Below are 26192 nucleotides of genomic sequence, written 5' to 3' on the forward strand. Positions count from 1 at the left end.
CCATTGAACGTCCAGTCCACTCCCCCAGCCAGCCGTAAACAGGATGCGCCTGATCTCGCCGCGATCCTTGCGTCTTCGGGCAAGCGGAAAAAGCGTGGACGTTGGTTTGTCTGGCCTCTCCTCATCCTCATCGCCGCCGCAGCCCTGATGGCTTACTCTTATTTCGGCAGCAGCGGCCCACGATACGATTACACGACGCAGGCCGCAAAGCGCGGAGACCTTGCGGTAGTTGTCACTGCAACCGGTTCCGTCCAGCCGACCGATCAGGTGGACATATCGAGCGAGCTTTCCGGCACGGTCAGGAAAGTCAACGTGACCTATAACAGCGCGGTCAAGGCCGGCGATGTGCTGCTCGAACTCGACACCAGCAAGCAGGAAGCGGATGTGCAGAGCGCGCGCGCTCAACTTGCGTCCGCGAAGGCCAATGTCCTGAAGGCCGAGGCAGAAGCGGCTTCCGCGAAGATTTCATTCGACCGCCTGACGGCACTCGTCGCCAATCGCATTTCCAGCCAGCAGGATCTGGATGCGGCGCGCTATGCCTACGAATCGGCGGTTGCGACGAAGGACATCAATCAGGCCGCGATCCTGTCTGCCGAAGCAAGCCTGAGGCTCGCCGAGGTTAATCTCGGGAAACTGACGATCGTGTCCCCGATCGACGGGATCGTGCTGACCCGCGAAGTCGATCCGGGCGCAACGGTCGCCTCTTCGCTCAATGCACCGGTCCTCTTCACAATCGCCGGCGACCTCAAGCGCATGGAACTCCAGGTCTCCGTCGACGAGGCGGATGTCGGCCAGGTCAAGGACGGGCAGCCTGCGCGCTTCTCGGTCGACGCCTATCCGGAGCGGAGTTTTCCGGCCACAATCGAAACCGTCCGGTTCGCCTCCGAAACCGTGTCCAACGTCGTGACCTATAAGGCGATCCTGACCGTCGACAATGCCGATCTGCTGCTGCGGCCGGGCATGACGGCCACGTCAGACATCACGGTCCAGTCGGTCAAGGATGCGTTGCTTGTCCCGAACGCTGCGCTTCGCTACTCGCCGGCCACCACCGCACGGCAGCGCGGCAACGTCCTCTCCCGGCTGTTCTCGCCGCCGCGCCCCTCGCGCAATCGCAATCGGGGCGAACAGGCAGCAAACAACACGCGCGCTGTCTGGGTACTTCGAAACGGTGAAGCCCAGCGCGTGCCTGTTGAGACCGGGCCGACCGATGGCCAGTTCACGGTGCTGAAATCAGGCGAGATCCGCGACGGCGACGAACTGGTGACGGACGCCGTGGCAAGGGCGCAGTGATGGACCTCGCCGTCACGCCTGCGCCCCTCATCGCATTCGACAAGGTCTCGAAATTCTACGGGCGCGGCGAAGCGACGATCCGGGCGCTGGACCAGATCGACCTTGCCATATCCGCTGGCGAATTCGTGTCGATCATGGGTCCGTCCGGATCGGGTAAATCGACGGCGATGAACATAATCGGCGGGCTCGATATCCCCTCATCCGGCGAGTTTCTGTTTCAGGGCGTGCCGACATCAGATTTCAGCCGCGAGCAGCGGACACTTCTCAGACGTCACATGCTGGGCTTCGTGTTCCAGGGGTTCAATCTTCTCGCCCGCACATCGGCCGTCGAGAACGTGGAACTGCCGCTCGTCTATCGCGGCATGGCGCACAAGGAGCGGCGTGAGCGCGCAACTGCGGCGCTGGCGCAGGTCGGCCTCGCCGGGCGCGAAGGGCATACCACCCAGGAACTCTCCGGCGGCCAGCAGCAGCGTGTCGCGATTGCACGGGCGATCGTCACCGATCCGGCCGTGCTTCTTGCCGACGAACCAACCGGCAATCTCGACACGAAGACCAGCACGGAGATCATGGAGCTGATCACCCGGCTCAACCGCGACAACGGCATCACCGTCATCATGGTCACCCATGAGGAAGATATCGCAGCCTACGGGTCGCGTCTGTTGCGCTTTACCGACGGTCATCTCGTCTCCGACGAACCCAATCTCGAAAGGGCAAGCCATGCTGCTGGAAGCCGCTAAGCTCGCCTGGCGGGCAATCAGCCGCAATCTGCTGCGCTCCTTCCTCACGGTCCTCGGCGTCGTGATCGGTGTCGCCGCCGTCATCGCGATGGTGACGATCGGCAACGGTACGACTGCGAAGGTCCGCGACGAACTCTCGCGTCTCGGCACCAACACCCTGTTCATCCGCCCCGGTCAGTGGGGACCGGGACGCGCGAGCACGGAAGCCAAGCGCTTCAACGACAAGGATGTGCTGGCGATCAAGGAGCAGGTCTCCGGCCTTCGTGGCGTCGCACCGATCAATCGCGGGACTGCCACGGTCATCGCGGGCGGCGCCAACCATTCGTCGAGCGCGGTCGGCACCACCAACGACTATTTCATCGTGCAGGATTGGGATATGGCGCTCGGCCGCAATTTCAATCCGAACGAGGATCGCGGCAGCCATGCGGCCTGCATCATCGGCGAGACCGTCCGCAAACAGCTGTTCGGTGCTGCCAACCCGGTGGGACAGCTGATCCGGGTCAGCAACATCGCCTGCCCGGTCGTCGGCGTTCTCGCCGTCAAGGGTCAGTCCGGCATGGGCGACGACCAGGACGATACCGTCATCATGCCGCTGAAACTGCACCAGCGCCGGATCGGTGGAACGACGACGATTTCCAGCATCGTTATCTCTGCCCAGGACGGCGTCTCGACCGCCAAGGTCCAGTCGGACGTCGAAGGCCTCTTGCGCGAGCGGCGGCGCATCGCGATCGGACGCGATGACGACTTCTCCGTCAACGACATGTCGCAAATCGCGGCGGCGATGACGGGAACGACGGTTCTCCTGACAGGCCTTCTCGGCGCCGTTGCTGCCGTCAGCCTCTTGGTCGGCGGTATCGGCATCATGAATATCATGCTGGTCTCGGTCACCGAACGCACCCGCGAGATCGGCATCCGTCTCGCCATCGGCGCACTCGAAAGCCAGGTTCTCCGGCAGTTCCTCGTGGAGGCCGTGATGCTGTCGATCTTCGGCGGCGTGACAGGTATCATCACCGGGCTTGCGCTCGCCTACGGCGTTGTCAGCTTCCTCCAGGTACCGTTCGTGGCAAGCCCGACGATCATCCTTATGGCCTTCGCCTTTTCGGCAGCGATCGGCATGATCTTCGGTTACTTCCCGGCTCGGCGGGCAGCCCAGCTCAATCCGATCGAGGCTTTGCGCCACGAATAAACGCGCATGAAAAAAGGGCCTCGCGGCCCTTTTTGTTTAACATCTCAAATTACCGCCTCAGGCGGCTGGAGATTGCGTGGTGCGCTGCTGCGCAAGCGCCGCCAGATCGGCAGGCTTCAGTTCGACCGATTCGCCGCAACCGCAGGCCGAAGTCTGGTTCGGGTTCACGAAGGTGAAGCCGGACCGCATCTTGGTCGTCTCGAAATCCATCTGGGTGCCGAGCAGGTAAAGAACGGCCGAAGGCTCGATCCACACCTTGGCACCGTCCCGCTCGATCAGGTCGTCCTTGGCATTCGGCACAGTCACGAGATCGATCGTGTACTCCATGCCGGCGCAACCGCCCTTCTTGATACCGACGCGCAAGCCGAGCGCATCAGGACCGGAGTTCGAGGTGATCTGGTTGACGCGCTGTGCAGCAGCGTCGGTGATCGTCATGACAGCAAAGCCCATGGCATTCTTTCCTTCCACGACCGGGTTCAAGGCCCGGTGTTTCTAGACCTGGTGTTTCGAGAGTACGTCTCGTGAGTCCAACTTAGTACCGGTGCCTTAACCGATCAATACCATCCGACGGCGACCTGCGCCTCTTCAGACATCCGCTCCGGCGTCCACGGCGGATCGAAAGTCATCTCGACCTCGACGCCGGACACGCCTTCGACGGCGCCGACGGCATTTTCCACCCAGCCCGGCATTTCGCCGGCAACCGGGCAACCGGGCGCTGTCAGCGTCATCATGATTTTCACCATCCGGTCGTCCTCGATATCGACCTTGTAGATCAATCCGAGTTCGAAGATATCGGCCGGAATTTCCGGGTCATAGACGGTCTTCAAAGCCGCGACGATGTCGTCGGAAAGCCGCGCCACCTCGTCTTCGGGAATGGCGGACTGGATAATGCCTTCTCGGGCATCCCATTTCGGTATCTGGTCGTCCATGGCCTTCAAAAGTCCTTCAGGAAAAGAAATCGCGGGCGTAGTCGAGCGCATCGGCCAACGCATCCACTTCGGCGCGGGTATTGTACATGCCGAAGGATGCACGGCATGTGGAGGTAACGCCGAAGCGTTTCAAGAGCGGCATGGCGCAATGGGTGCCGGCTCTCACCGCCACACCGCGCCGGTCGATCACCATCGAGATGTCATGCGCATGAATGCCGGCAAGCTCGAACGAGAAGATCCCGCCCTTGCCCGGCGCATTGCCGATGATCCGAAGCGAATTGATCGCACTCAGCCGCTGGGTGGCATAGGCTGTCAGATCCGCCTCGTGCCTTGCAATCGCATCACGCCCGACCTTGTCCATATAGTCCAGCGCATGACCGAGACCGATCGCCTGAACGATCGGCGGTGTCCCGGCCTCAAACCGGTGCGGCGGATCGTTGTAGGTGACGAAATCTTCGGCCACGTCGATGATCATCTCGCCACCGCCCATGAACGGCCGCATCTCTTTCAGACGGTCCGCCTTGCCATAGAGCACGCCGATGCCCGAGGGACCGTAGAGCTTGTGGCCGGTCATCACGAACCAGTCACAGTCGATATCGCGCACATCGATCGGCATGTGGACAGCGCTCTGGCTGCCGTCGACGAGAACGGGAATGCCGCGCTCGTGCGCGATACGGCAGACGTCCTTGACCGGAACCACCGTACCAAGCGCATTCGACATATGGGTGATGGCAACCAGCTTGGTCTTGTCCGTCAGCGCCTTTTCGAAGTCCTCGAGATGAAAGGCACCGTCGTCATCGACCGGGATCCAGACGATCTTCGCGCCCTGGCGTTCGCGAATGAAGTGCCATGGCACGATGTTGGAATGGTGCTCCATGATGGTGATGACGATCTCGTCGCCGTCACCGATATGCGGCATTCCATAACCATAGGCGACGGTGTTGATCGCCGCCGTCGAGTTGCTGGTGAAGATGATTTCGTCGACGGAACCGGCGTTCAGGAAACGGCGCACCTTCTCGCGCGCCGCCTCATAGGCATCCGTTGCCGCATTGGAGAGGTAGTGAAGGCCACGATGCACATTCGCATACTCGTTCGAATATGAATGCGCGATCGCGTCGATCACGGCCTGCGGCTTCTGGGCAGAAGCCCCGTTGTCCAGATAGACCAGCGGCTTGTTGCCATGCACCATGGTCGAAAGGATCGGGAAATCCTTTCGGATCGCTTCGACGTCGTAAGCTGTCGCAGGTGTGATCTGGTCCATGTCATGCCTCATTTGCGGACGCGCGCCTTTGAAATCAGGCGTGCTTTTCGAGCCAGTCGGAGATGACGCCTTCCAGCGCTTCGACGAGCTTTTCTTCTTCCAGTTCCTCGACAATCTCCGCCACGAAGGCGTTGACCAGCATGGCACGGGCCCTGTTTTCCGGAACGCCGCGCGCCATCAGGTAGAAGAGATGGTTGCGGTCGATATCGGAAACCGTGGCGCCATGGCCGCAGATCACGTCGTCGGCAAAGATTTCCAGCTCCGGCTTCACCGAGAAATCGGCGTCGTCGGACATCAGAAGCGTATTGCACGCCATCTTCGCGTCGGTCTTCTGCGCGTCCGGGGCAACCTTGATCATGCCCTGGAACACACCGCTCGCCTTGTCGAACAGGACGTTGCGGATGATTTCCGTCGAGCTCGTGTGCGGAACGTTATGGCCGAGAACCATGGTCACGTCCGTATGGGTATCGCCCCCGAGCAGGTTGACGGCACGCAGCGTGAACTCCGATCCCTCGCCCTGAACCTCGACGCGAAGCTCCTGGCGCACCAGCTTGCCGCCGGCGTTGACGATGAACAATCGCAGCTTGGTATCGGTACCGAGCGATATGCGGATCTGACCGAGATGGGTGTCGTCAGCCCCTTGAGTCTGGAGGATGATCCAGGTGATCTCAGCGCCGTCCTGCAGCGTCAGGTCGCTGATCGACGATACGAGTGCCGCATCCTCAGTCACCGCGCAGTGACGCTCGATGATGGTTGCCTTGGACCGCGCTCCGAACGCGGCCGGAAACCGCGTATGGACCTGACCGGCGCCGTGAACTGCCTGCAGTTCGATCGGCTGCTCGACCGCAACGTCCGCCGGTACGGAAAGCGCAAAGCCGTCCCGCACGAAGCTGCCGTTGATCCGAGCGATCGCGTCGTCCTTGTCGAACGCCGCAAGACCCGCCACTGCCGAACCATCGGCGAGCTGGTCCCTGAAGACCGAAAGCTCGACGCCATCGATCGTCGCGCGGTTATCCGCCACGCCCTGAACGATCGACAGGACTTTCGCCCCTTCGACCAGCGGCGCGACCGGTTGAACCGATACGCCGCCGACGACACGCTCAGGAACCGAGCGCAGCAGGTTCTTGAGATCCGTATAGTGCCAGGACTCGATGCGTCGCGTCGGCAAGCCGGACCGCTTCAGGTCGTCGAGAAGACGATCGCGGGTTCCCGTGACGGCACCGTTGCCCGGCAATTCGCCGACCTGGGCCGCAAAAGCCTCAACGAGCGCCGTTTCGGCGGCCGTCAGCCGGACGGGCTGATTCATTTGCATGTTCATGCCAAATTCCTTCCCGCGTCTCAGGCTGCTTTGCCGATGATGTCCGCGTAGCCATTGGCCTCGAGTTCGAGCGCCAGCGCCTTGTCACCGGTGCGGATGATCTGGCCCTTGTAGAGAACGTGGACCGTATCCGGCACGATATAGTCGAGCAGGCGCTGATAGTGGGTAATGACGATCGTCGCACGATCCGGCGACTTCAGCGCATTGACGCCATCTGCCACGATCTTGAGCGCATCGATGTCGAGGCCGGAATCGGTCTCGTCGAGCACGCAGAGCAAAGGCTCGAGCAGCGCCATCTGCAGGATTTCCGCACGCTTCTTCTCGCCGCCGGAAAAACCGACATTGAGCGGACGCTTCAGCATGTCCATGTCGATCTTCAGCTCGGCAGCTGCTTCCTTGACGCGTCGGATAAAGTCCGGCGTCGTCAGTTCGGCTTCGCCGCGCGCCTTGCGCTGCTCGTTCATGGCCACCTTGAGAAACTGCATGGTAGCGACGCCCGGGATTTCGACCGGATACTGGAAGGCGAGGAAGATGCCCTTGGAGGCACGCTCCGCCGGATCGAGTTCCAGAATGCTCTCACCGTTCAGAAGGACTTCGCCCTCGGTGACTTCATAGTCCGGACGTCCGGACAGGATGTAGGACAGCGTCGACTTGCCGGAACCGTTCGGCCCCATGATGGCGGCAACTTCGCCAGCCTTCACGGTCAGGTTCAGGCCACGGATGATTTCGGTGCCGTCTTCGGCAATGCGGGCATGCAGGTTTTTGATCTCAAGCATAGGTCTATCTTTCCGGATACTCTTTAGTGACGCGCCAGGCGCGCTATTCAAATGACAGGCCGATCAGCCTACGGAGCCTTCGAGCGAAATCCCGATCAGCTTCTGCGCTTCGACCGCAAATTCCATCGGCAGCTGCTGGATGACATCCTTGACGAAGCCGTTGACGATCAGGGCGATCGCTTCTTCTTCGGGAATGCCGCGCTGCATGACGTAGAACTTCTGGTCGTCGGAGATCTTCGAGGTCGTCGCTTCGTGCTCGATCTGGCCCGACGAGTTCTTCACGTCGATGTAAGGCACGGTATGCGCACCGCACTTGTCGCCGATCAGAAGCGAATCGCAGTTGGTAAAGTTACGGGCGTTTTCAGCCTTGCGATGGATGGAGACCTGACCGCGATAGGTGTTCTGCGAGACGCCTGCCGAAATCCCCTTCGAGATGATGCGGCTCGACGTGTTCTTGCCGAGGTGGATCATCTTGGTGCCACTATCGATCTGCTGGTGACCGTTCGACACGGCGATCGAGTAGAACTCGCCGCGGCTATCGTCACCACGCAGGATGCAGGACGGGTATTTCCAGGTGATCGCCGAACCGGTCTCGACCTGGGTCCAGGAAATCTTCGAACGGTGGCCGCGGCAATCGCCACGCTTGGTGACGAAGTTGTAAATACCGCCCTTGCCCTGGGCATCGCCCGGGTACCAGTTCTGAACGGTCGAATACTTGATCTCGGCATCGTCGAGAGCAACGAGTTCGACCACTGCGGCATGCAGCTGGTTCTCGTCGCGCTGCGGCGCCGTGCAGCCTTCGAGATAGGACACGTAAGCGCCTTCCTCGGCAATGATCAGCGTGCGTTCGAACTGGCCGGTGTTCTTCTCGTTGATACGGAAGTAGGTGGACAGTTCCATCGGGCAGCGAACGCCCTTCGGTACGAACACGAACGAGCCATCGGTAAACACCGCAGCATTCAGCGTGGCGTAATAGTTGTCGGTGGCCGAAACGACGGTGCCGAGATACTGCTTGATCAGGTCCGGATGCTCGCGAATGGCTTCCGAGATGGACATGAAGATCACGCCGGCCTTCTGAAGTTCCTTTTTGAAGGTCGTGACAACCGACACGGAATCGAACACAGCATCGACGGCAACCCGCGGCTTGTCGACGCCCGCAAGGATTTCCTGCTCGCGCAGCGGAATGCCAAGCTTTTCATAAACGCGCAGCAGCTCGGGATCGACTTCCTCGAGCGACTTCGGACCAGACGTGGTCTTCGGCGCGGCATAGTAATAGAGATCGTTGAAGTCGATCTTGGGATAATCGACGCGCGCCCAGGTCGGCTCTTCCATTGTCAGCCAGCGCTTGTAGGCGTCGAGACGCCATTCCAGCATCCATTCGGGCTCCTGCTTCTTGTCTGAAATGAAGCGGATGATGTCTTCCGAAAGGCCCTTGGGCGCCTTGTCCACTTCGATGATGGTTTCGAAGCCGTATTTGTACTGATCGATATCGATCCCACGGACCTGATCGATTGTTTCCTGGACAGCTGGCATGTTCATTCTCCAAATCTTGCCGGTTCAAATTCCGGCAATTCTGTCATGTCTCCGGGAGGTTCTGTTCCTCCCGTATGTAGGCGCCAAAAGGCGGTTTTCACACCTTTAGGCAAGTAGAAAGTTGCGCTCGCACAAATTAGAGCGCTGTCACGCCGCAACGCCTTGGGCCTTGCGACGGGCTGCGATTTTGGCAAAAGCCGCAACCGCACGCGTAATGTCTTCGTCTGTCGTGTCGGGACCGAGCGAGATGCGCAGGGCACCCAGCTGTGGATCCCGGCCCATCGCCGTCAGCACATGGCTCTCGCGGACCTTGCCCGAAGAGCAGGCCGAACCGGCCGAAAGCGCGATCCCCTCGATATCGAAAGCGATCTGACCCGTTTCCGCTTTCAGCCCCGGCAGGGTGAAGAAGCAGGTATTGCCAACGCGGGGAACGTCCGCGCCATGGATCATCACATCGGCAGCAGCCTTGCGCATCTCGCCCTCAAGCCGATCCCGCAAAGCGCCGATACCGGCATTGCGATCATCGAGGTCTTCGCTCATCGCCGCAGCCGCCGCGCCGAAGCCGACGATCGCGTGAAAATTCTCGGTCCCCGAACGGTGACCCTTCTCCTGCCCGCCACCCCGGATCAGCGGCTTCGGCATCAGAACTTCGCCGCGCGAAATCAGGGCGCCGACGCCCTTCGGTCCGCCGATCTTGTGCGACGAGATCACCATGAAGTCGGCATCAAGCCTGGTGATATCGACCGGGATACGACCGACGGCCTGCACCGCATCGACGACCAGAAGCCCGCGATGCCTGTGGACGATCTCCGCAGCCTCCGCCACCGGCTGGATTACGCCCGTCTCGTTATTGACCAGCATCAGCCCGACCATCGGAAGGCCAAGAGAATGGTCATGCGCCGCCAGCAGGGTTTCCAGCGTCGAGAGATCCGCGATGCCTGTTGGCGTCACCGGTATCTCGATCACTTGGGCAGGATCAAACCTGCCGCCTTCGCGGATCGCCGGATGCTCGATCGCCGAAACGTAGAGAGCGCCGATCGCGACGGGCGAACGGCCCATCCGGTAGTCAGGCGTCAGAACGTGGTTCGAGGCCTCCGTCGCACCGCTGGTAAAGGTAACATGCGCCGGATCTGCGCCGACCAAGGCCGCAACCTGGCGCCGCGCCTTGTCGACGGCCGCGCGCGACAACCGGCCCTCACCATGAACCGACGATGCGTTGCCGGGAAGCTGAAGTGCCTCCAGCATCGCAGCACGCGCCGGCGCACTCAAAGGTGCCGTCGCGTTCCAGTCGAGATAGGTGCGGTTCAACGCCATTGCCTGATCAGATTCCGTCCCTAATTACCGTTGGGTCTCATCTAGGGTTGCCGCAGGCCGCATTTTTCTTGAAATTCCGGCCACGCTTGCCTTAAGAGACATCGCATCGGGCGCTGCCAAGGCGGCCCCAATTTCGAATGGTTCTAAACTGGGTTTTAGAAAAGCTGAGCGGCTTCGTCAAGTCAAACTCGACGGATGAACCGTGGATAGCAACCCAGTCTGGCATCAGATCACGTTTGACCGACCGGAGTACCGATGCCCGAAGTGATTTTCAACGGCCCTGCAGGCCGCCTGGAGGGCCGTTATCAGCCTTCCAAGGAAAAGAGCGCACCGATCGCCATCATCCTGCATCCGCATCCGCAGTTCGGCGGCACGATGAACAACCAGATCGTATACCAGCTCTTCTACATGTTCCAGAAGCGCGGTTTCACCACGCTCCGCTTCAACTTCCGTTCGATCGGACGCAGCCAGGGCGAATTCGACCACGGCGCCGGCGAATTGTCGGACGCAGCATCTGCACTCGACTGGGTGCAGAGCCTGCATCCGGATTCCAAGAGCTGTTGGGTCGGCGGTTATTCCTTCGGCGCCTGGATCGGCATGCAGCTTTTGATGCGCCGCCCGGAAATCGAAGGCTTCATCTCCGTTGCGCCGCAGCCGAACATCTACGACTTCTCGTTCCTGGCGCCCTGCCCCTCCTCCGGCCTCATCATCAACGGCGATGCAGACAGGGTTGCGCCTGAAAAGGACGTCAACGGCCTCGTCGAGAAGCTGAAGACCCAGAAGGGCATCCTCATCACGCACAAGATCATCGAGGGCGCGAACCACTTCTTCAACGGCCAGACCGAGACGCTGATGGGCGAATGCGAGGATTACCTCGATCGCCGCCTCAATGGCGAACTCGTCCCCGAGCCGGCTGCCAAGCGCATCCGCTAAGACGACTCTGCATCGAAGAAACAAAAATGGCCGCGTTTGCGGCCATTTTCGTATCTTCAGTTGACCGGTCGCACATGTGCCGCACGCGGACGCCCATCGTCTGACGTCGCTTCATGAACCCGGTTACGGCCGGCCCGCTTCGCGGCATAGAGCGCCACATCCGCCTGCCGGAACATTTCGTCGAGCGCGTCGGGGCTGGTGAGATTGGCGACGCCGAAACTCGCCGTGATCCTTGAGGTGGGTGGCAGACCCGCCACCGACATCGCCATCGTGCCGCCCCTCAGAGCCTGAGCCACCATCAGCGCCACGTCCATCGGCGTGTTGGGAAGGAACACGGAGAACTCTTCGCCGCCCATCCGGCCGACGATTGCTTCTTTTGGCGCGCAGGAGGAAAGCAAGGTCCCAAAACTCTGGATCACCATATCCCCGGCATGATGCCCATAGGTGTCATTGATGGTCTTGAACCTGTCGAGATCGCATAAAACCACCGCATGCGGTCCGTTTGGAAACGTCGCGATTGCGGATCTCACCCGGCGCTCGAAGCCGCGCCGGTTTGCAAGGCCCGACAGAGCGTCGCTTTCCGACACGCTGCGTTCATCCGCCATGATTTCGAGCACCAGCACCGACAGCAGTGTCAGGCCGACCGCGACCATCAGAACAGCCGTCAGGCTCTGGGAGATCAGCGCATAGTCGGTGCGGATATAGTCTGTCGCGACGGACCCGGCACCAACGGCGATCGCAAGTGCGGCCTTCGCGATGAAATGTACCCCTGTGACCGCAAGGAGCGCGCATACGACCTTGTCGATCAGCAGTTGCCGGTTCGAGCGCAACAAAGCCTGCAGAACCACGCCGGCGCTTGCGAGGATAACCAGGGCAAACGGAGTCTGGTAGGAAAATGCGTGAAGCGGCGTGCCGGGCCGCAGATCATAGACGAAGACGTTTCCGAATGAGCTGACGGCGAACATCAATCCGGCAAGTCGACGGTTGATGCGAACGTCATAGAGACTGCCAATGCCGAACAGCAGGAAAATCATGCCACCGAGAACGGTTGCAAAAGCTCCGATCGCCCAGGGACGCGGAAAGGGCAGATAGGCGACGGCAATCTCGCAAACAGCGGCCAGTGAAGCGACGCCGAAACCGGCCCCGAACCAAAGCGCGGCAACGCGCGACCGACTGCGGGTGGAAACAACCGCAAACACGATACAGAAACATATCGCGACGACGAAATTCACCCCCAGGAAAAAAACTGCCCCGTTCATCAACCCAACAATGCATTTAGAAAATAAGGAATGCCGCAGTCCTGCCTTCACCTTAGTGGCTTGGCAGAAAACAAAAGATTAATGAACCATGACGGCGAGTCACAGATAAGTGCAAGCGCATTTCGCTGCATTTTTGGAGTGATAAACCACCAAAACAGTGCTAGACGCCGGCTCTCAAGACAAAAAACGCATCCACAGAGAAGTAAGATGTCCAGGTTCAAGTCCGATTTCCTCCACACGCTCGATGAGCGTGGCTTCATTCACCAGATTTCCGACGAATCGGGTCTCGACGAACTGTTCGCCAAGGAAACCGTGACGGCCTATATTGGCTTTGACCCGACGGCACCAAGCCTCCATGCGGGCGGTCTCATCCAGATCATGATGCTGCACTGGATGCAGCAGACCGGCCACCGGCCGATCTCGCTGATGGGCGGCGGCACCGGCATGGTCGGCGATCCCTCGTTCAAGGACGACGCTCGCCAGTTGATGACGATCGACACGATCGAAAGCAATATAGCTTCCATCAAGCGCGTCTTTTCCAACTACCTGAGCTACGGCGAAGGTCAGAAGGATGCGCTGATGATCAATAACGGCGACTGGCTGCGCGATCTCAACTACCTCGAATTCCTGCGCGATGTCGGCCGTCATTTCTCGGTCAACCGCATGCTGTCCTTCGACAGCGTCAAGACGCGCCTGGATCGCGAGCAGTCGCTGTCCTTCCTCGAATTCAACTACATGATCCTTCAGGCCTATGATTTCGTGGAGCTCAACCAGCGTTACGGCTGCCGCCTGCAGATGGGCGGCTCCGACCAGTGGGGCAATATCGTCAACGGGATCGACCTTGGTCACCGCATGGGGACACCGCAGCTCTACGCCCTAACCTCGCCGCTTCTGACGACGTCGTCGGGTGCCAAGATGGGCAAGTCCATGAACGGCGCGGTCTGGCTCAACCCGGACATGCTGTCTGCCTATGACTTCTGGCAGTACTGGCGCAACACCGAGGACGCAGACGTCTCGCGCTTCCTGAGGCTCTACACGACGCTGCCGATTGACGAGATTGCCCGCCTCTCAGCACTTGCCGGTTCGGAAATCAACGAGGTCAAGAAGATCCTCGCGACTGAAGTCACCGCCATGCTGCACGGCCGCGACAATGCCGAACAAGCGGCTGAAACCGCCCGCAAGACGTTCGAGGAAGGTGCGCTCGCCGACAACCTGCCGTCGATCGACGTCGCATCGTCGGAACTTGAGGCCGGTCTCGGCCTGCTGGCGCTGATCGTCAAGGCAGGCCTTGCAGCCTCCAACGGCGAAGCTCGCAGACATATTCAGGGTGGTGCCGTGCGCATCAACGATACGGCGGTCTCGGACGAACGCGCTGTCATCGGCACCGGCGACGTCACGGCCGATGGCGTGATCAAGCTGTCTCTCGGCAAGAAGAAGCATATCCTCGTCCGCCCGGCCTGAGTGCCAGCGGTCTGCAGAACAGTGAAAAGGCCTCGTTAGTGGGGCCTTTTTTTATTGGAACTCGAAGATCTGCCGGAACACGCCGGGCGCGATGATCGACAGCGGATTGATCGTCAGCTTCGGCTTGTCGAAGACGCCTTCGAGCTTGAAGGTGATGCCGATCAGTCCGCGGTCTCGTCCGTTGCCGAGAATGGCACCTATCAGCGGAAGCTCGCCGAAAAGCCGGTTGATGCCATAGGCCGGCATGAAGGTGCCGGTCATGTCCATGCTGCCGCGGGCGTCGCGCAGCATGCCCTGGAATGTCGCGCCGATCTGCTCGCCACGAACGATGCCGTTGGCAACAGAGAGCGCACCGTTCCGGTAGACGAGCGAGGCAAAACCGCGCTGGAAGCGCGCGGCGTTGAGATCGATTTCCTTCTTGACCGCCTTGCTGAGGCTTTCCCCATCCCGGCCCACAGGGGTCGACACCAGCGATTGCAGGCGCTGCTCGTCTACCAAAGCGAAGCTTCGGATGTCGACATTGCCGGCCCAGTCGGACCCTTGTGATCTCAGCCGCAAATTGAGGAGACCGCCCCGCATGTTGTTGTAGATATTGGCAAACCGCACGACGGCGCCCGCGTCGCCGCTGGTCATCGAGATCGTGTTGCCCTTCGTTATGTCGCTGACAACGGCCTGCCCGCTTTCCGTTACGGCGGAAAGGTCGGCCGAGGCAATGTCGCCATCGCGTATCGCAAACAACAGAGTGACGTTCGATAGGGCCTCGTCGTTGAAGCCGACCACGCGATCGAGCTTGGCACGGATCGTCGCGCCACCGCTGCTCTTGGCAGAGGAACCCGACCCACTTGCGCCCGGCGTAGCCGAGCGCAGCTTGGTGATGATAGGCCTAATATCGGCAGAGGATCCGCCGATCGACACATCGAAGACACCCTTCGACTGCTTCACCGCAACGCTGAAATTATCGGACGGCGACAGGCGGGCGCTCGAAAACTCCGCCGACGAGAGGCTACCATTGGTGAGGACGATATTGCCCTGCGCGCCAAACCCGTCGCCCACCAGTTCGAAGTTCTTGAGCTCTGTCCGCTGGAGTCCCTCCCCGGCAATCTCGAACTGCGCCTTGGCACCGACGCCGTTGCCCTTCGTCCAGCCGATGCCCGGGATCGAGAGCGCAGAGCGCGTCAGATCGAGGCTGACGCCTTGCCTGGTATCATCGAGCCTGGTCAGTTCCACGCTGATCGTGCCCTGGACGATCTCCGAGAGACCGGGCACCAGTTTGTCCCGCTGGCTGTCGCTGAGGACTGCCTTGATGACCTGTTCACGCTTGACAGTCGACGCGCTGTCGATCGGCTGCACGAGGGTGACGTCTGCAGGCACCTCGTCGATCGCAGCCTTCGCGCTCAGTCTGGCGGCCTGCGGATCGATATCGAGCGTGCCGTCGATATTGGAAATCTTGCGACCGGACACCGGGGTCGCCAGCGCAACGTCGCGCAGATCCGCATGCGCATTCCAGACCGGCTTCGGCGGGTTCTGGTCATTGACCAGACCAAACTGCGCCTTCACATCCACCTTGGCAGTGCCGGAAAAATCCGATGGCTTGAACTCTGTGTTTTTTAGACCGTTGATGGGCTTGAAACTCGTGAGTTCCGCGATGGCATCCGCCGGCCCGCTCAGTTTCAGCGCGATATCGGCCATCAGCGGCTTCGCGTAGGTCGATGGGATCGAGAAACGCCCTCCCTCAACCTTGACCGCGCGCCCCGACGGAAAAAACGAACCCGCTTGCGTGATGTCGACCTGCATCGCTTCGCCCTTCAGGTCGAAACGGCCGTAGATGTCGCGAAGCGGCGGGATGTCGGCGGGCAGGTTGACGCGCCCGTCGGCAAGGTCGAAACTGATCTGCAGTTCGTTGCGGTTGAGATCGAGCGGAACGCCCGGTCCCTTCATGCGTCCTGCCGGAATGAAGACGGCGATGGAGCCGTTGCTCAGCGTTCCCCCGAACATGTTTCCCATCACCCAGTCGCGTGCCTTGCGGGCCATCCAGAAGGGCCAGAGCTGCTTGATTGCAGTCACCTGCATCTGTGGCAACTGACCGCCGAAGCTGATTTCCGGAGACTGCGTGCCGAAGCGCACTTTCAGCGCAGCGGCCATCCGCCCAAGCGGACTGGACATCGCCATCTCGTCGAACTGCAACTCGCGATCGGCCGAGAGATAGCGTCCGACGGCTTTCAGATCGAACTGTGCCGGTTCTTCGGCGTTCGACGCGCCGGCTGCTGTTCCGCCGCTGACAAGGAGATCGAGACCGAACCCCGGCCGGTGGTCTGCCGGATCGACCCTGTTGAGATCGACGACCGCGCCGGTGAACGGAAGGACAGTCGGGCCAAAACGCGCTTCCGATCTCTGGATTTCGATCGCGTCCTTGGTGAAATCATAGGCGACATCGATATCCGCGCCGCTGAAGGGTTGCTCGATACTGTCGAAATAGAACCTTCCTGGCGACTGCTTGAGCTTTGCGGTGATGACCGGAACAGTGGTCTCGCGCGAACGGGTCGCAGCAAGTTCAAGATTGACGGCACTGTCCAGCCCTTCGCGCGGCATCCCGGCTGCATCGCGATGCAACAGGAAAGACGTCAAGTCCAGCCCCATGAGCTTTGCGGAAAGTCCGGTCGTCACGCCTTCGATAGTCTGGGATCCTGCCACCAGCGTTGCCTGGCGGTCGTTAAGGCTGACGATCCCCCTGATATCGATCTCGCCCTCGATGTTGCGCTGCATATTGAGCTCGTTGACGACGAACATCAGCGGCTTCTGGCCAGGGGCAGACGGCAGCACAATTTCGATGCCGGCAATCCGGACGAATGCGGTGCCGGTACGCTCGATCAGGCCGCGCACTTCATCAAGGCGCTGGAACGCCTGCTCGAGCAGCTTCGGCATCGCATCGACGCGAACCTGCGACAGCGCCATAGGGTCGCCTGCCGGCAACTGCGCCGTCTCCAGCCGAATGCCTTGCGCGGAAATGTTGTTGATGGAAACGCGACCACCGAGAAGCTTCATCGGATCGATCGCCATCCGCAGCGCTTCCGCACGGCTCAGCCGCTGACCGCTCGCTTGCTCGACGATATCCACGTCGCGCGCCTCGATCGCGATCCGCATCACCGAATCAAACCGGATCGCCGTCGAACCGACCGAAGCGACATAACGGGGTCCGATCGCGTTGTTGAGGGCCGACTGGGCCCGCGCCGTCAGCGCGCCGTCGACGACGCCGCTCTCGATGGCGACAATCGCAGTTCCGGCAGCAGCCAGAATCAGCATCGTAAACAGCAAAAAAGTCTTGCCCACGCGGCGCATGCGCGATCGGCGCGGTGGGCAGTGTACGATAATGGGATCTTCCGCCTGTGCAGAGGGAAGTTCGTGCAGCGGAACCATATCCTTGCGGTTGAAGCTGACCTTTTCGCCGCGAATTTCCGCCATCAGGCTGACATTACCTTCTCAAGACCCGCTGCAGCCTGACTAGACGCAACGGGCACCAATAGACTACCGATGGGCCGACAATTGCTCAAGATCCCGGCGAAAGAAAGGAAATTCATGTCTGAATTGGCCATTGGCGACATCGCCCCACAGTTCGATATTCCCCGCGACGGCGGTGGTACCGTCTCGCTGCAGACGTTCGCCGGCAAGCCGGTGGTTCTCTACTTCTATCCAAAGGACGATACCAGCGGCTGTACCACCGAAGCGCTGGCGTTCACGGCCCTCCTCCCCGAGTTCGAAAAAACCGGCGCCGCCGTCATCGGCGTGTCCCCGGACACGGTGAAGAAGCACGACAAGTTCGTCGAGAAACATGCGCTCGCAGTGATCCTCGGATCGGACGAGGATACCGCCGTCGCAAATCTCTACGGCGTCTGGAAGGAAAAGAGCATGTACGGGCGCAAGTACATGGGAATCGACCGCACGACGTTCCTGATCGATGCCCATGGCCGGATCGCAAATGTCTGGCCGAAGGTAAAGGTTGCCGGTCACGCCGAAGAGGTGCTGAAAGCCGTACAGACCCTGTAAGACAGCCACCTCCCTGTCGCATGTTGATGCGAAATTGCGGTGTCACGCCTCCTGCTCTGCGGCACGAAAAACAACGGTTTGTTAACTATAAAGCGGTCTAGTGCGGAGGAAGGATCACCGCGCACGACTCGTCTCATGCGCATCTTCAGGAGCAGAAGGTGGCAAACGGAACTCAAAGCCGCGTTTTTGGAAATCGTGCTCCCGAGCACGTTCTCATTCTCGCAAGCGGCGAAAAGATCCGCCACATGACGATCCGCCCCTGGATGGCGGCAGTCTCCGTCTGCGTCGTCGGCGCGTTGGCGATCGGATATCTCGGCGCCACCAGCTATCTCGTGATCCGCGACGATCTGATCGGCGCAACGATGGCGCGCCAGGCGCGCATGCAGCATGATTACGAAGACCGGATCTCTGCCCTGCGCGCCCAGCTCGACCGCATCACATCCCGCCAGTTGCTCGATCAGCAGGTCGTGGAGCAAAAGGTCGAGAAACTGCTTGAACAGCAAAACGCCCTCTTTTCGCGGCACGGCAAGCTTGGTTCGCTTCTAGACCGCGCGGAAGAATCGGGCATCGTCCCGTCCGCCGGCACCTCGTCGTCACCAACTTCAGCCTACCAGGCAGAAGGCAAGGACAAGCAGGCATCCGTCAGTCATGGACTGGACGCGATCGAAGGCCTGTTGTCGAACCATTCCGCTCCGGCGGATCTCGGCGTCGCCAACCCATTGGCCTACACCCCTCTTCGCGAAAATCTCGCGGATCGAGCCGACCGCATCTTTTCCAAGGTGACTCTGTCCTTGAAGGACATCGAGAAGCGCCAGATCGTCAAGATCGCCGATCTCACCACTGGCGCATCGCAGACAGCAGACGCCATCACGTCCATCCTCCGGCGTACGGGCGTGCAGGTCGCGGCCGCTCCTCCGACCGAACCGGACCCGGGTATTGGTGGGCCCTACGTCCAGCCTCAGCTGTTCTCGGACACGTTCGACACATCGCTCGATGATCTCGATTCCGCGCTTAACCGGCTTGAAAGCGTCCGCGACGTGGCGCGCGAGCTGCCATTCGGAAACCCGGCCCCAGGCCGTTCCGTCACCAGCCGGTTTGGTAACCGGATGGACCCGTTTGTCGGACGCCTCGCGCTGCATGCAGGCATCGATTTTCAAGCCGAGACCGGTGACGACGTGAAGAGTACGGGCGCCGGCAAAGTCGTTGTCGCCGGTCCCTCAGCAGGCTATGGCAATCTGGTCGAGATCGATCATGGCCAAGGCATCACCACGCGCTATGGCCATATGTCGCGCATCCTTGTCAGAGCCGGAGAGACTGTGGCTCCCGGCGAGGTGATCGGACGTGCAGGCTCCACCGGACGGTCCACGGGACCGCATGTTCATTACGAAGTGCGACGCGACGGTTCGCCGGTCGACCCCGTGCATTTCCTGAACGCCGGTATGAAGCTCGACAATTATCTCAATTAGGCCGCAAAGATGCGCGAGAGGTCCGGAATGGGTCATGCGTTGCGAAACTGAGCGCGTTCGACAACACATTGGAAGCCTTGCCGCCTCTATTCACCACATCCGGCAGCAATATTCCGGGATTTCTTGACTTTCCGGCATTTTGGTCCTATGTCGCGGGCCAGTTGTCGTACGCCAGTTACCGTCGGCACCGGATCACTTCCCCGAATTGCAACGGAAACAGATTTCCCTTTGACCACATTCGCTGATCTTGGCCTTAGCCAGAAAGTACTCTCTGCAGTCACCGACTCGGGCTACACCATCCCGACACCGATCCAGGCTGGTGCCATCCCCTTTGCCCTGCAGCGCCGCGATATCTGCGGCATCGCGCAGACGGGAACAGGCAAGACGGCATCCTTCGTGCTGCCGATGCTGACACTTCTGGAAAAAGGCCGTGCTCGCGCCCGCATGCCACGGACGCTGATCCTCGAGCCGACCCGCGAACTCGCGGCACAGGTCGCCGAGAACTTCGAAAAATACGGCAAGAATCACAAGCTGAACGTCGCTCTTCTGATCGGCGGCGTGTCGTTCGACGAACAGGATCGCAAGCTTGAGCGCGGCGCCGATGTGCTGATTTGCACGCCAGGCCGCCTGCTCGACCATTGCGAGCGCGGCAAGTTGCTGATGACAGGCGTCGAGATCCTCGTGATCGACGAAGCCGACCGCATGCTGGACATGGGCTTCATCCCGGATATCGAAAAGATCGCCAAGATGATCCCGTTCACGCGTCAGACGCTGTTTTTCTCGGCAACGATGCCGCCGGAAATCCAGAAGCTGGCCGACCGCTTCCTGCAGAACCCGGAACGCATCGAAGTGGCAAAGCCTTCTTCGACAGCAACGACGGTGACGCAGCGCCTGGTCGCCGCCCACAACAAGGATTACGAGAAGCGGGCAACCCTTCGCGACCTGATCCGCGCGCAGGACGACCTGAAAAACGCGATCATCTTCTGCAACCGCAAGAAGGATGTCGCCGACCTGTTCCGCTCGCTCGAGCGCCACGGCTTCTCTGTCGGCGCGCTCCATGGCGACATGGATCAGCGCTCGCGTACCAACATGCTGGCAGGCTTCAAGGACAACCAGATCACGCTACTGGTCGCCTCCGACGTCGCAGCGCGCGGTCTCGATATTCCCGACGTCAGCCACGTCTTCAACTTCGACGTTCCAATCCATGCGGAAGACTATGTCCACCGCATCGGCCGTACCGGCCGTGCAGGACGGTCCGGTCGTGCATTCACGCTCGTGACAAAATCCGATGCTAAGTATCTCGATGCCATCGAAAAGCTGATCACTCAAAAGATCGAATGGCTGAACGGTGACATCGCTGCCCTGCCGGCACCGATGGAAAGCAGCGACAAGGGTCAGGAACGCGGCCAGGGTCGCGATCGTGGCGGCAAGCGTGGCGAGCGCGACAAGGATCGCGGTCGCGGCAAGCGCGCCGAGCAGACCAGGAGCGTAGAAGCTCCGGTCAAGATTGCAGAACTGACGAGCCAGGATGATCGGAGCCAGACGGAAAATATGATTGAAGCCAGGGTAGAAGACGTAAAGCGCGAACGTAGCGCCGACAGGAAGCCGCAGAACAATGGCGCACAACGCGCTCCTCGCCCGGCCCCTGCTCCGAATCCTGCCAATGACGACAACCGCGAGCGTCGCCGTCACTACCGCGACCACGATGACGGCCCGACACCAGTCGGTTTCGGCGACGACATTCCGGCATTCATGCTGATCGTCGCCAACGCCAAGGTCTGAATTTGTCCTTGAGACCCGGCATAGACTTTCCCGGCGTCGGCGCCGGGTTGGTCATTCTGCGGGATGATGGGAGGGTTCTCCTCTGCCGTCGCCTGAAGGCGCCGGAAGCCGGTTACTGGAACATCGTCGGCGGCAAGGTCGATAAGATGGAGCCGTCCGCGCATGCGGCACGTCGTGAGGCCGAGGAAGAAACCGGCCTGTCGATCGGCAAAGTTGAGTTTCTCTGCACGACTGAACAGATCCTCCCGGAAGACGCACAACACTGGATCTCCATGATCTACGTCACACGCGATTTCTCCGGCGAGCCACGCTTGACCGAACCGGACAAGCTTTCGGATCTGGGATGGTTTGACCCTGCCGATCCGCCAATGCCACTCTCGGTCTTCTCGATCCGCGCATTTGAACATCTTTCCAAAATCTGAACACACAACTTCCAGCCCGCGGCGGACGTCGATAGAACAGCAACGCAAAAAGCCGTCCCGGTTTCCCGGAACGGCTGCCCGTGATGAAATAGCGTTGTATTTTACGTCAGATGGAAACGCACCGACTGCTCGGTAAGCCTGCATCCCCCATTACGATGCCTATTTTAGCGCGAAACCTATTGCCTATTCAATACGCGAAATCTTGCCGTGCCAAAAATATAGGTTACTTGTCGATTTCACTTCGGATTGCGGCCTCGTAGGCCAGTCTTGTCCACTTTGACATGAGGTCGGGGTCCTCGAACGCATCTTCCGGTACCGTCCAGTAAGGCATCATCACGGACTTGCCCTTCTTGCCTTCGTAGCTCCACTGCCGCGCGCCGGCAGAAGCGAACTCAGGCGCGCTCACGGCATCGGCTTTCAGCATCAGTTCGTCGCGCAGCTCGATCGCGACGATGAGGCCCTGATGGTAGATGCCCTTGCCGCCGAACATCCGACGGATGCTGACGGGCCCGAGACCTTCGAACATCTCTTCGATCGCAATATTATCCATCGTTACGTCCTCAGAACGCCACCTGCAGCCATGACCGCTTCGGGCGTATCCACATCAAGATGGGCTGCCGGACCGATATCGACATCGATCACCGGAAGACCGGAAGTTTCGATAATCGCCCTTGCGCCGACATCGCCCTGCAGGTTCCGTACAGCATCATAGGTGGCGCGCGGCAGAATAACCGGATTGCCGCGCTTGCCGTTGGAGACTGCGCGCACGATCGCCTCGCCACCGGCGTCCCCAAAGGCACCGAGCAAGGCATCGATATGGCTGACGGTCACGCCCGGCATATCTGCCAGCATGACGAGGACCCCATCCGCTGCCGCGACATCCGGCCGCGTGAATCCGGCAATCAACGAACTTGCCATCCCGGCTTCATGGGAGGGGTTGTCTTGGAGACGGACGTCGAGCGAAGATAGCTCGGCAGCAATATCCTGCTGTCGGTGACCGGTGACAACGACCACGGGTGTGGCCTTCGAGGCCAACAGCATCTCGGCGGAGCGGCGCACGAGCGGCACACCGTCAAACTCAGCAAGCAGCTTGTGAAGGCCACTTTCTCCCATGCGCCTGGCCTGACCGGCGGCCAACAGGACAGCCGCAACCGAAAGCGAGACATCGTCCTTGCTCTCGCTGCGGTCCCGCGGCGCAGGCCTTGTCGGGATCTCCATCAAAAGTCCTCCAACCCCCAGTGCGGCAATATCGTCCGATGTCGGTCTTTCACCGGCAAGCAGCCGGTGGAGCATCCAGTCAAAACCGTTTTCCTTCGGAGACCGTGCACAACCGGGTGCTCCCAGCACCGTGACACCACCAATATCGCCGTAAACAAGAAGATTGCCGGGATCGACCGGCATGCCGACGCGGATCACCTCACCGCCAGCGGCTCGGATCGCAGCCGGAATGACGTCCTCTTCATCGGCAACGGCGGACGCACCAAACACGATCACCAGCGAAGGCTCGCGACAGTTCCCGAGATCAAGCGCCTGCAGTGCGGCGGTCAGGGCGTCGTGCGTATGCGGAATACGGATCTCGCGCACCAGTGTGCTGCCCGAAAGTGCAAGCCGCTGCTCGATGAGCTTCGCCGTTCGATCCATCACCGACGTCTTCAGCGTCGGAAGCTCCGTTGCAATCAACGTGACAGCATGAGCCTCGAACGGTTTGACCTCAAACGGTGTAGAAGCCCCAAGCAGCGCCACAGCCTTCCCGAGACAATCGCCATCGACAGCGAGCGGAATGATCTTGAACGTTGCGACCATGTCGCCTGCCTTGACCGATACGCGATCCTTGAGACAGGCAAGCGTGATCGACGGGTCCACGCCGTTGAGCGCGTTGACGACGTGCGTGTTGGCGACGAACAGACCGGCCGTTGCCGCATAAACGTTGACACGTCCCGTTGCTGGCTCCGAAAACGTGAGGTGATCAGGTGCGATTGCGGCGGCCAGCATTCCCGCCGCTTTGTCTTCAAGAACGTCTCCTGCATCGAGCCGCACGCCTATGACGGAAGCGATACCCTCTTCGCGAAGACGCTCGATGTCATCAGGCGCTAGCCGGTGACCCTTGTGCAGTCGTCCGCGCTGACCTTCAAACCGGATTGAATGGGCAAGCACTATGTTTTCGGCCTCACGCAACGGGAAGCTGGCGTATTTCATTCCCTAACCCTGCGTAAGGAGGTCGCGCCGGCGCAACGACCTGACGATGTCGGCAAGTGTGGCAAGCGCAATCTCGGCCGGGTTCGCAGCACCGATGTCGAGACCGATCGGCGCTGAAATCCGGGCAATCTCCTCCTCGGAATGTCCCATATCCTTCAGTCGATCAGCGCGCTTCGCATGAGTTTTGCGGCTACCGAGCGCCCCGACGTAAAAACAGCCCGCCTTCAGCGCCTGCGACAAGGGAAAATCATCGATCTTCGGATCATGCGTCAGGGCCGCGACAGCCGTATAGCTATCGAACGGTCGCTCTCTCAGCACGTCTTCGGGCCACTCCGCGATGACATCGACATCACCGAACCGTTCTTCGGTGGCAAAGGCTGTCCGAGGATCGATGATCGTGAGGTCGTAGCCCGCCACCGGCGCCAGACGGGCGAGCGCCTGGCTGATATGAACCGCGCCAATCACGACGATCCTTGGCGGCGGCAGATAGACATTGATAAACAGAATGCGATTGTCGATTTCGACGCTCGTGGCCTTGCCGCTGCGCATCGCGTCCGCGATGGCGGCACCAAGCGGACCCTCCGGAACCGTTTCCTCGGAAACAAGAGAAATTTCGCCCGACGCAAGGTCGGTTATTGTCGCTGAGGCCCGTCTTTCCTGCCGGGCGCCGTTGAGACGCGCCAGATCATCGAACTTCATCGGCCGAGCCTTTCCACATAGACGCGGATCTTGCCACCGCAGGAAAGCCCGACCTGCCACGCCGTCTCATCGGCAACGCCGAATTCCAGCATCTTCGGCGTGCCTGACGAAATCACCTCTATCGCCTCGGTAATCACGGCGCCCTCGACGCAGCCACCCGAAACGGAGCCGACGAAATTTCCCTCGCCATCGATCGCGAGATGGCTTCCGATCGGACGTGGTGCAGATCCCCAGGTCTCGACGACGGTTGCGATCGCCACGTCGCGGCCGCTTTCGGCCCAATTCTGGGCGGTGACGAGTGGATCAAGACTGGATGTGACGGTCATCGGTGCCTTTCAGACGGCAATTTTCGAAACACGCATTGGCGCGTTGTGACGATATGGAAGCCTCACCCGCGCTTTTCCACGTCTGCGCGCAGTTTTTATCGTCGTGACGCGATTCTCTTTGACCGGTCGGATGGGAAAGCTAAATGTGCTGGAACGCAAGCCGCAATGAGTTAAGGGAAGGCATGGACATTCGCACTTTGATATCAGCCGGCCTGTTTGCCTCATTCCTCGCTGCTCCGTCTGCATCGGCTGCGATCATCGGCGTGGTCGCACCGAAATCGGGTCCATACGCCCTCCTCGGAGCCCAGATCTACCAAGGCGCCCGTGCGGCCGCCGAGGCCAATGGCGATACGCTGGTGGAGCTGGACGAGAGCTGTGACGAGAATGGCGGGCTCGCGGTATCGAAGTCTCTGACGGATGCAAAGGCCAGCGCGGCCATCGGCTTCCTCTGCGTGGAAACGCTGACGACGGCGATGCCCGCTCTGAAGGCCGCCGCTATTCCAGCCGTTTCGGTCTCGGTGCGGTCGAAGATCCTGATGGAGGATGCACTTCGCAACGACTGGCCGTTTTTCCGTCTGGCACCGACCGAAACCACCGAAGCGGATGCTGTTGCAGCTGCCATCCTATCCCGCTGGAAAGCCGAGCCGATCGCATTCATCGACGACGGCACGATCTATGGCCGCGAGCTCTCAAGCGCCGTGCGCCAGAAGCTGGAACCGTCAGGCATCCGCCCCGCGTTCACCGACGTGTTCAGGCCTGGCCAGGAGCAACAGATCGCTCTCGTCCGCCGCCTGGCAAAGGCCGGCGCGACCCATGTCTTTATCGGTGGCGACCGAAACGATACCGCCATCATCGTTCGCGACGCTGCAGCCGAACGCGTTTCCCTGACAGTCATGGGCGGAGATGCGCTGCGTGCCGCAAACCGTCCTGTTGGCCTTGCCAACGGCGTGCTCGCGGCAGCCCTTCCGGATTACGCAGTTGCGCCTGAAGCTTCCACCGCCGTCACGCAACTACGCGCAGGCAATGTCGAGCCGGAAGGCTACGTTCTGCCCGCTTATGCGGCAACAGAACTTGTTCACCGGGCGGTGACCGAGACGTCCAATGGTCGTTCCCTGACCGACACTCTTGCGGCAGGCTCCTTCACGACTGCGATCGGTCCCGTCGCCTTCGGCCCGGACCACGAGTTGAAGCAGAACCCGTTCCGTCTGGTGGAGTGGCAAGGTAAGGACTTTGTGGAGATCGGGCCGGCCACCGACTGATGGT

Annotated in this window: 23 protein-coding genes; 10 read left to right on the plus strand and 13 right to left on the minus strand. The window is 60.5% G+C overall.

What is annotated here, in order from left to right; genetic code table 11:
• The first annotated feature begins 3 nt into the window (after positions 1–3).
• From IFT66_RS05375 to IFT66_RS05385, 3 genes are read left to right on the plus strand one after another with little or no spacing between them, the layout of a single operon-like run.
• Complete coding sequence (locus tag IFT66_RS05375; RefSeq protein ID WP_192076932.1) at positions 4–1290, plus strand: efflux RND transporter periplasmic adaptor subunit; 1287 nt, start codon at positions 4–6, stop codon at positions 1288–1290.
• Positions 1290–2027 (plus strand): ABC transporter ATP-binding protein, encoded by a 738-nt coding sequence (locus tag IFT66_RS05380; RefSeq protein WP_184653211.1) that lies wholly within the window; start codon positions 1290–1292, stop codon positions 2025–2027. The genes IFT66_RS05375 and IFT66_RS05380 overlap by 1 nt, the downstream gene beginning before the upstream one ends.
• Positions 2008–3213 carry an ABC transporter permease gene (locus IFT66_RS05385; RefSeq protein WP_062456741.1) on the plus strand — a complete coding sequence of 402 codons (1206 nt, stop codon included), beginning with the start codon at positions 2008–2010 and terminating at the stop codon, positions 3211–3213. Before IFT66_RS05380 ends, IFT66_RS05385 begins: the two co-directional genes overlap by 20 nt.
• A 57-nt stretch (positions 3214–3270) precedes the next feature.
• Here IFT66_RS05385 and sufA read toward each other — a convergent pair whose 3' ends face one another.
• From sufA to IFT66_RS05420, 7 genes are all read right to left on the minus strand, one after another.
• Complete coding sequence (gene sufA, locus IFT66_RS05390; RefSeq protein ID WP_062580792.1) at positions 3271–3663, minus strand: Fe-S cluster assembly scaffold SufA; 393 nt, start codon at positions 3661–3663, stop codon at positions 3271–3273.
• A 104-nt stretch (positions 3664–3767) separates the two neighbouring features.
• The gene (locus tag IFT66_RS05395) at positions 3768–4142 is read right to left on the minus strand and encodes an SUF system Fe-S cluster assembly protein (protein ID WP_062456735.1); all 375 of its coding nucleotides are present in this window, start codon (positions 4140–4142) and stop codon (positions 3768–3770) included.
• Between the two features lie 16 nt (positions 4143–4158).
• Entirely contained in the window at positions 4159–5403 is a 1245-nt protein-coding gene (locus IFT66_RS05400) for a cysteine desulfurase (protein WP_113110545.1), read from the minus strand.
• A gap of 34 nt (positions 5404–5437) precedes the next feature.
• Complete coding sequence (gene sufD / locus IFT66_RS05405) at positions 5438–6715, minus strand: Fe-S cluster assembly protein SufD (RefSeq protein ID WP_446737872.1); 1278 nt, start codon at positions 6713–6715, stop codon at positions 5438–5440.
• Positions 6716–6741: 26 nt separating this feature from the next.
• Positions 6742–7497 (minus strand): Fe-S cluster assembly ATPase SufC, encoded by a 756-nt coding sequence (gene sufC / locus IFT66_RS05410; RefSeq protein WP_174196623.1) that lies wholly within the window; start codon positions 7495–7497, stop codon positions 6742–6744.
• 63 nt (positions 7498–7560) lie between these two features.
• Positions 7561–9030 (minus strand): Fe-S cluster assembly protein SufB, encoded by a 1470-nt coding sequence (gene sufB, locus IFT66_RS05415; RefSeq protein WP_184653217.1) that lies wholly within the window; start codon positions 9028–9030, stop codon positions 7561–7563.
• 147 nt (positions 9031–9177) lie between these two features.
• Positions 9178–10344, minus strand: a complete 1167-nt coding sequence (locus tag IFT66_RS05420; protein WP_192076934.1) for a cysteine desulfurase family protein — start codon at positions 10342–10344, stop codon at positions 9178–9180.
• A gap of 255 nt (positions 10345–10599) precedes the next feature.
• Between IFT66_RS05420 and IFT66_RS05425 the strand changes: the two genes are divergently transcribed.
• Positions 10600–11277: an alpha/beta hydrolase gene (locus tag IFT66_RS05425; RefSeq protein ID WP_062456717.1), complete on the plus strand. Its 678-nt coding sequence runs from the start codon at positions 10600–10602 to the stop codon at positions 11275–11277.
• Between the two features lie 56 nt (positions 11278–11333).
• On the opposite strand, the gene IFT66_RS05430 is transcribed toward IFT66_RS05425, so the two are convergent.
• Positions 11334–12536 (minus strand): GGDEF domain-containing protein, encoded by a 1203-nt coding sequence (locus tag IFT66_RS05430; RefSeq protein WP_192076935.1) that lies wholly within the window; start codon positions 12534–12536, stop codon positions 11334–11336.
• A 207-nt stretch (positions 12537–12743) separates the two neighbouring features.
• Between IFT66_RS05430 and tyrS the strand changes: the two genes are divergently transcribed.
• Positions 12744–13997 carry a tyrosine--tRNA ligase gene (gene tyrS / locus IFT66_RS05435; RefSeq protein WP_192076936.1) on the plus strand — a complete coding sequence of 418 codons (1254 nt, stop codon included), beginning with the start codon at positions 12744–12746 and terminating at the stop codon, positions 13995–13997.
• Positions 13998–14048: 51 nt separating this feature from the next.
• On the opposite strand, the gene IFT66_RS05440 is transcribed toward tyrS, so the two are convergent.
• On the minus strand, positions 14049–17456 hold the full coding sequence (locus IFT66_RS05440; protein WP_192076937.1) for a YhdP family protein: 3408 nt from the start codon (positions 17454–17456) through the stop codon (positions 14049–14051).
• Between the two features lie 114 nt (positions 17457–17570).
• Between IFT66_RS05440 and bcp the strand changes: the two genes are divergently transcribed.
• From bcp to IFT66_RS05460, 4 genes are all read left to right on the plus strand, one after another.
• Positions 17571–18038 (plus strand): thioredoxin-dependent thiol peroxidase, encoded by a 468-nt coding sequence (gene bcp / locus IFT66_RS05445; protein ID WP_062456705.1) that lies wholly within the window; start codon positions 17571–17573, stop codon positions 18036–18038.
• Positions 18039–18196: 158 nt separating this feature from the next.
• Positions 18197–19504, plus strand: a complete 1308-nt coding sequence (locus IFT66_RS05450; protein WP_192076938.1) for a peptidoglycan DD-metalloendopeptidase family protein — start codon at positions 18197–18199, stop codon at positions 19502–19504.
• Between the two features lie 228 nt (positions 19505–19732).
• The gene (locus IFT66_RS05455) at positions 19733–21286 is read left to right on the plus strand and encodes a DEAD/DEAH box helicase (RefSeq protein ID WP_192076939.1); all 1554 of its coding nucleotides are present in this window, start codon (positions 19733–19735) and stop codon (positions 21284–21286) included.
• On the plus strand, positions 21283–21708 hold the full coding sequence (locus tag IFT66_RS05460; RefSeq protein ID WP_192077144.1) for an NUDIX domain-containing protein: 426 nt from the start codon (positions 21283–21285) through the stop codon (positions 21706–21708). Before IFT66_RS05455 ends, IFT66_RS05460 begins: the two co-directional genes overlap by 4 nt.
• Positions 21709–21931: 223 nt before the next feature.
• On the opposite strand, the gene IFT66_RS05465 is transcribed toward IFT66_RS05460, so the two are convergent.
• From IFT66_RS05465 to IFT66_RS05480, 4 genes are read right to left on the minus strand one after another with little or no spacing between them, the layout of a single operon-like run.
• On the minus strand, positions 21932–22258 hold the full coding sequence (locus tag IFT66_RS05465) for a TfoX/Sxy family protein (RefSeq protein WP_174196616.1): 327 nt from the start codon (positions 22256–22258) through the stop codon (positions 21932–21934).
• Between the two features lie 2 nt (positions 22259–22260).
• Positions 22261–23904, minus strand: a complete 1644-nt coding sequence (locus IFT66_RS05470; protein ID WP_192076940.1) for an NTP transferase domain-containing protein — start codon at positions 23902–23904, stop codon at positions 22261–22263.
• A 3-nt stretch (positions 23905–23907) separates the two neighbouring features.
• A complete protein-coding gene (locus tag IFT66_RS05475; RefSeq protein WP_174196614.1) occupies positions 23908–24603 on the minus strand; it encodes an XdhC family protein in 696 nt (231 codons plus the stop codon).
• Entirely contained in the window at positions 24600–24929 is a 330-nt protein-coding gene (locus tag IFT66_RS05480) for an XdhC family protein (RefSeq protein WP_062456684.1), read from the minus strand. Before IFT66_RS05480 ends, IFT66_RS05475 begins: the two co-directional genes overlap by 4 nt.
• Positions 24930–25126: 197 nt before the next feature.
• Between IFT66_RS05480 and IFT66_RS05485 the strand changes: the two genes are divergently transcribed.
• Positions 25127–26188 carry a branched-chain amino acid ABC transporter substrate-binding protein gene (locus tag IFT66_RS05485; RefSeq protein ID WP_446737873.1) on the plus strand — a complete coding sequence of 354 codons (1062 nt, stop codon included), beginning with the start codon at positions 25127–25129 and terminating at the stop codon, positions 26186–26188.
• Positions 26189–26192 lie beyond the last annotated feature (4 nt).

The sequence above is a fragment of the Rhizobium sp. CFBP 13726 genome (assembly GCF_014841925.1).
GTDB lineage: Bacteria > Pseudomonadota > Alphaproteobacteria > Rhizobiales > Rhizobiaceae > Neorhizobium > Neorhizobium soli.